The organism is Mesorhizobium sp. M2A.F.Ca.ET.067.02.1.1 (assembly GCF_004023285.1).
Classification (GTDB): Bacteria; Pseudomonadota; Alphaproteobacteria; order Rhizobiales; family Rhizobiaceae; genus Mesorhizobium.
The window spans coordinates 1-850 of record NZ_RZSB01001272.1 but is presented as its reverse complement, the minus strand read 5'-3'; the positions used below and the strand labels follow the sequence as shown (position 1 = coordinate 850).

At 63.9% G+C, this 850-nt stretch carries 1 protein-coding gene; it reads right to left on the bottom strand.

The window, feature by feature from the left end; translation table 11 throughout:
- A partial coding sequence (locus EOA28_RS37255) for a DMT family transporter (protein ID WP_148671184.1) occupies positions 1-745 on the bottom strand: 745 nt, incomplete at its 3' end.
- Positions 746-850 lie beyond the last annotated feature (105 nt).

The following is an 850-nucleotide window of genomic DNA, read 5'->3' as shown; positions in this document are numbered from 1 at the left end:
GGCTGAGATAGACCGGGCCGCCGACGGCCTGCAGGCGGAAGAAGAAGACGAACATTGCCGAGGCCGAGGCGACCTGCCCGACGATCACCAGCGGCACTCCGGCGAGCGGTGCGAAGGCCTGCCAGCCCAAAAGCGTCAGTATGCCGATGAGGAGCAGCGTGGCCGAGGCCAGATGGCTGCCGACGGCGAGCTCGATCGGGCCGGTGCCTTCCGGCCAGTCGACGGTACGATAAATGTTGCCGGCGGCAAGGCTGACCGGGATGAGCAGCCCGATCGCCACCCAGAAATAATCCGCCGCTTGGCCGGCCTCGCCGCGCGTCAGCGCGACCATCACCGCGCCGACGAAGCCGACGGCGATGCCGATGACGCCGAGCAGGTTCGGACGCCTGACGCCGAGCAGGATCGAGAACACCAGCGTGATCACCGGCGACAGCGTGAACATGATGCCGGTGTAGCCTGCGCCGAGATGCGGGATGGCGGAAAACATCAATAGATTGGGGATGGCATAGGAAATCGCCGCGGTGACGAAGAAATAGCGCAGCTTGTGCGGCGTCAGCCGGATGCGCTCGCCGCGCAGCAGAAGCGCAAGCAACAGCACTCCGCCTGCGCCGACCGAGATAATGAAAGCCCAGACCATGGCCGGCACTCCGGCGGCGGTGGCGAGCTTGCCGAAGGGCAGCGTCATGCCGAGCAGGCCGCCGGTCACGACCAGAAGGCCGATAGCCGAATCCCAGAGAAATTTCATCGGGCTGTCCTGTCGCTGCGTGACCGCTTGGCGGCCGGTTCTTCATGCGATAAGATAGCGTAAAGATTCTTTACGTCAAGATACTTTGTGGTGAGCGATATGGAT